This is a genomic window from Paraburkholderia sp. BR14320, from assembly GCF_040948665.1.
GTDB classification, from domain to species: Bacteria; Pseudomonadota; Gammaproteobacteria; order Burkholderiales; family Burkholderiaceae; genus Paraburkholderia; species Paraburkholderia youngii.
In genome coordinates this window covers 1-5,009 of the sequence record NZ_JBFPKG010000121.1, presented here as the reverse complement: position 1 = coordinate 5,009, position 5,009 = coordinate 1, and the positions used below count along the sequence as shown (strand labels likewise).

Genomic DNA, 5,009 nt, shown 5'->3' with positions numbered 1-5,009 from the left:
TTTCCGACCGCGGTCGACGATGCCTTCGACGCCCTTAGCTGGCTGCACGCGCACGCCGCGGAATTCGGCATCGACGACACCCGGCTCGCGCTCGGCGGCGATAGCGCGGGCGGCACGCTCGCGACGGTCTGCGCGGTGCTCGCGCGTGATGCCGGCATCGCGCTCGCGCTGCAATTGCTGATCTATCCGGGCACCACCGGCCATCAGCAGACCGACTCGCACTCGCGCCTCGCCGACGGCTTCCTGCTGTCGGGCGACACGATCCAGTGGTTCTTCGAGCACTACCTGCGCGATAGCGGCGATCGCGACGACTGGCGTTTCGCGCCGCTCGACGGCGAGCGCGGCGCACCGGAGTTTCGTGGCGTCGCGCCCGCGTGGATCGCGACCGCCGAATACGATCCGCTCAGCGACGAGGGCGATGCGTATGCGGAAAAACTACGCGCGCTCGGCAATCCGGTCACGCTCAGGCGCCACGCCGGCATGATTCACGAGTTCTTCAAGATGGGCGGCTTCGTGCCCGAAGTCGCAGAGGCGCATGCGGATGCCGCGGCGGCGTTGCGCGCGGCATTCGGTATCGGGTGAGGGAAGTTGTCGCGAAGCGGTAAGGGGCCAGCGGCGAATGCGCTGGCGAGGCGGTGTTCAAACGATCACGCCACGCTCATCCGGTCGCGCTCGACATTGAACGCGAAGCTGCGCTCGAAATCGCCGGGCCGCACGATGCGGTGCGAGCCGTTGTCGTCGCTGCGCTCGGCGACCGCGACGCCGATCACGTCGCCATAAGCGGCGACGCGCAGCGCGGTGGTGCTGCGCGTGCCATATTCCGGCGATTCGATGAACGCCGCCGACAGCACCCGTTCGCGTTCGAGCGGAATACCGGTCGACGGCAATTCGTCGTCGCGCGCGAGCCGCGGATCGCGCATCAGATCGATCAGGCGTTCGAGCGGCGGCATCGCATTGCGCGCGAGCAGCGTGCCGAGCTCGCCGCGCTTTCTGACCAGCTTCGGCCACGCGGTATCGAGCACCGCGTTCGAGATGCCGTGCGTGCCCGGCGCGAGCAGCGCGGGGCCACTGCTTGCGTCGACGGCGCCGCGATTGCAGTACCACGCGAGCTCACGGCGCGTCCAGTCGCCGACCAGCAGGTTGAAGCCGTTGTAGATGTCGCCGCTTTGCGCGACGTGCTCCAGATACGCGAGCGGCGTCTCGTGCGGGTGGCCGTCGGGGTCGCGCGCGGCGCTCGTGAGCCAGTTGCTGACGAGCGTGCCGCGGGTCGGCGCATCGGCGCGCATTTCACCCGGCGCGCGGTAATTGGTCAGCGCGGCGAAGCGGCCGTCGCGCGATAGCCCGAGCCACGTGCCGCCGCCCACCAGATCGCGGCCCGCCAGCACGCCCGGCGCGTCGCGCCACCAGCCGATCGGCTCGGCCGTGCGACGAAAAAACTCGTCGCGATTCGCGGCGAGCGTGAACAGCGGACCATCGACCGCATCAGGTCGCCAGTCGAAAACGATCAGGCACATCGGGGAGCATCTCCCGTTCAGAGCATCGGGCGGCCGCCTGATGCCGCAAAGGCAGACGGCAAAGAAAGCGACAAAAATCAGACGAGAATAAAGCAGCCAATAAAAAACGGCGCCCGATTGCGCCGCTTCTTACCTGCCCAACGATCAGACCTCGGCCGGCAGCCCGTAGGGCAGCGTCAGGAAGCGCAACGCGGGGCCGTCGGCCGCGCCGACGTGCACGCTGCCGCTGTCGAGCGCGGTGAGCTTGATCTCGACCAGCAGATCGACGCCGCCGCCTTGTGCCGATGCCGCGTTGACGATCATCCCGCACGGCTGGCCGGGATCGTCGGAGTGGAACAGCTCAGCGCCGGGGCGCACCGTGTCCAGCTCGCCGGCGACGTTGGCGAGCGACGTGCGCCGCTTGATCGTGCCGCGATACTGGCTGCGCGCGACCACTTCCTGACCCGGATAGCAGCCCTTGCGGAAATTGACCGCGCCGAGCACGTCGAAGTTGACCATTTGCGGCACGAATTGCTCGACCACCGGCTGCGTGATGCGCGGCTCGCCCGCGCGAATATCGAGCCAGTCCCACACGGCCGGCGACACGCGCTTTAACTTGCCATCCAGCGACGGCAGCAGCGCTTCGACCTGCGCCTTCGGCCCGATCCACAGATAGCGCAGCCGCTCCAACGCGTCCGGCACGCGGATCAGCGTGCCCGCGGTGCCGTCGACCTGCACGTGCACACCGTCGGGCAGCGCGTCGAACACGCCGGACAGCGCGCCGCGCACGTCGCCCGCGAGGCCGACCACCGCGAGCTCGCCGCTCGCGTCCACGAGCCTGGCTTTGGCGCGCAGCACGAACATCGACAGGCGCTTTTGCACGGCGGCCTGCACGTCTTTCGATACCAGCAGCCGGATCGTGTCGCCGCTGCGCCAGCAGAGGAACGACGCGAGCAGCCGGCCCTTGGCCGAGCAGTAGCCGGCGAGGCGCGCGTTCGCGGCATCGAGATGCTGGACGTCGTTGGTCAACTGGGCGTGCAGGAAGCTGGCCGCGTCGTCGCCGGTCGTGTCGATCACGCCGAACTGCGACAGCGGCATGTACGCGCCATGTTCGAGCACAGCGGCGAATTCTTCGGCCGACGGGCGCGGCAGGATGGGCAGGGCGGCGGGCGTCGCCGCGGTGGGAGTAAGACCGGAAGCGTTACCTGGGGCGTTCACGAGCGGTGTGTTCATGGATTCCGGGAACAGTCAATTCTGACTTTGGCTAAGGCAAACAGTTATTATATTCAGTCCAACCCAGTCACGTTTCGCATGACCCTTTTCAAGAAATGTTTCGCAGCCGGCGCGCTCGTCGTTGTGCTGGCCGCGGCGGCCATCGCCGCTGGATACTATTGGGCCACCCGCCCGCTCGCATTGACCCCGGCGCAACTCGACGTCACCGTCAAACCGCACAGCAGCCTGCGCAGCGTCGCGCTGCAGCTCAATCGCGGCGGCGTGCCGGTCGAACCCGAGCTGTTCATCGCGATGACGCGGCTGCTCGGGCTGCAAAGCGATCTGAAGTCCGGCAACTACGAGTTCAAGAGCGGCATCACGCCTTACGAGGTGCTGCAGAAAATCGCCCGCGGCGACGTCAACGAATACGTGGCGACGATCATCGAAGGCTGGACCTTCAAGCGCATGCGCGCCGAGCTCGACGCGAATCCCGCGCTCAAGCACGACACGCTCGGCATGAGCGACGCCGATCTGATGAGCGCAATTGGCGCGCCCGAGGCGTCGATCGGCAACGGCGAAGGGCTGTTCTTCCCGGATACCTACCTGTTCGACAAGGACACGAGCGACCTCGACATCTACCGCCGCGCTTACCGGCTGATGCGCGTGCGGCTCGACGAAGCGTGGCTCGCGCGCGCGCCGAATCTCCCGTACAAGACGCCGTACGACGCGCTGACGATGGCGTCGATCATCGAAAAGGAAACCGGCAAGGCGTCCGACCGGGCGCTCGTCGCCGCCGTGTTCGCCAACCGTCTGCGCGCGGGCATGCCGCTGCAGACCGACCCGACGGTGATCTACGGGATGGGCGACAGCTACGCCGGCCGCATCAGGAAGAAAGACCTGCAGACCGACACTCCCTACAATACCTACACCCGGATGGGCCTACCGCCGACGCCGATCTCGCTGCCGAGCGTCGCGTCGCTGCAGGCGGCGATGAACCCGGCGCCAAGCAGCGCGCTGTACTTCGTGTCGCGCGGCGACGGCAGCAGCATCTTTTCTGACACCCTCGGCGAACACAACAAGGCCGTGGACAAATACATTCGAGGGCAATGATGGCGCGCGGCAAATTCATCACTTTTGAAGGCATCGACGGCGCGGGCAAGACCACCCATCTGGGCTGGTTCCGCGAACGCCTCGAGGCGAAGCTCGCGCCGAGCGGCCGCTCGGTCGTGATGACGCGCGAGCCCGGCGGCACACCGCTCGGCGAGCAGATCCGCGAGATTGTGCTGCATCAGAAGATGGACCTCGAAACCGAGGCGCTGTTGATGTTCGCGCTGCGCCGCCAGCATCTGGCCGAGGTGATCGAGCCGGCGCTCACGCGCGGCGACTGGGTGCTGTCCGACCGTTTCACCGACGCCACGTTCGCGTACCAGGGCGGCGGCCGCGGCCTGCCGCGCGACAAACTCGAGACGCTCGAGCGCTGGGTGCAGGGCGGCTTCCAGCCGGATTTGACCGTGCTGTTCGACCTGCCGCCCGCCGTCGCCAACGAGCGGCGCAGCGCGGCGCGCAACCCGGATCGTTTCGAGAGCGAGTCGGCGGCGTTTTTCGAGCGCACGCGCGCCGAATACATGCGCCGCGCCGAAGAAGCGCCGCATCGATTCGCTATCATCGACTCTTCGCAGAGCATCGTGAGAATTCAGAAGCAGCTTGAAGAGTTGATCGCAACTCTTTGATTTCAGGTCGATATAACCGATCCTTATAACCGCGTGCCAAGTTGATTCGCTATCTGAAGCAACGCGTGCAACCAATTGATTCATAAAGACAAACGATGATCTATCCGTGGCAAGCCGATGACTGGAGCCGCCTGCAACAACTGCGCGGCCACTGGCCGCACGCGTTGTTGCTGCACGGTCAGGCGGGCATCGGCAAGCTGCGCTTCGCGCAGCATCTCGCGCAGGGTCTGCTGTGCGAGGCGCCGCAGCCGAACGGCGAGCCGTGCGGTGCGTGCGTGGCCTGCAACTGGTTCGCGCAAGGCAATCACCCCGACTACCGCATCGTCGTGCCGGAAGCGCTCGCCGCCGAAGCCGGTCTCGCGAACGCCGCGAATGGCGCCGACGACAAGGCAGAAAAAGCCGAAGGTGACGAAGGCAAGAAGACCCGCACGCCGAGCAAGGAAATCAAGATCGAACAGATCCGCGGTCTGCTCGACTTCGTCGGCGTCGGTTCGCACCGCGGCGGCGCGCGCGTGGTCGTGCTGTATCCGGCCGAGGCGCTCAACGTCGCGGCCGCCAACGCGTTGCTGAAGAC

The 5,009-nt window shown here is 66.6% G+C and carries 5 protein-coding genes and 1 pseudogene; 4 read left to right on the top strand and 2 right to left on the bottom strand.

The window, feature by feature from the left end:
- The coding region (locus tag AB3X89_RS38825; RefSeq protein WP_368587886.1) for an alpha/beta hydrolase at nt 1–582 on the top strand (582 nt) is incomplete at its 5' end.
- A 65-nt stretch (nt 583–647) separates the two neighbouring features.
- Here AB3X89_RS38825 and AB3X89_RS38820 read toward each other — a convergent pair.
- Both AB3X89_RS38820 and AB3X89_RS38815 read right to left on the bottom strand, forming a co-directional pair.
- Nucleotides 648–1,514 carry an NRDE family protein gene (locus tag AB3X89_RS38820; RefSeq protein WP_368587885.1) on the bottom strand — a complete coding sequence of 289 codons (867 nt, stop codon included), beginning with the start codon at nt 1,512–1,514 and terminating at the stop codon, nt 648–650.
- Nucleotides 1,515–1,658: 144 nt separating this feature from the next.
- Nucleotides 1,659–2,726: a folate-binding protein YgfZ gene (locus AB3X89_RS38815; protein WP_368587884.1), complete on the bottom strand. Its 1,068-nt coding sequence runs from the start codon at nt 2,724–2,726 to the stop codon at nt 1,659–1,661.
- Between the two features lie 78 nt (nt 2,727–2,804).
- Between AB3X89_RS38815 and mltG the strand changes: the two genes are divergently transcribed.
- The 3 genes and pseudogenes from mltG to AB3X89_RS38800 all read left to right on the top strand — a co-directional run.
- On the top strand, nt 2,805–3,815 hold the full coding sequence (gene mltG, locus AB3X89_RS38810; RefSeq protein WP_368587883.1) for an endolytic transglycosylase MltG: 1,011 nt from the start codon (nt 2,805–2,807) through the stop codon (nt 3,813–3,815).
- Nucleotides 3,815–4,435, top strand: coding sequence for a dTMP kinase (gene tmk, locus AB3X89_RS38805; protein WP_176108577.1), 621 nt, complete (start codon nt 3,815–3,817; stop codon nt 4,433–4,435). The genes mltG and tmk overlap by 1 nt, the downstream gene beginning before the upstream one ends.
- A 95-nt stretch (nt 4,436–4,530) precedes the next feature.
- Nucleotides 4,531–5,009 (top strand): annotated as a pseudogene (locus tag AB3X89_RS38800) (DNA polymerase III subunit delta'); the annotation flags it as partial.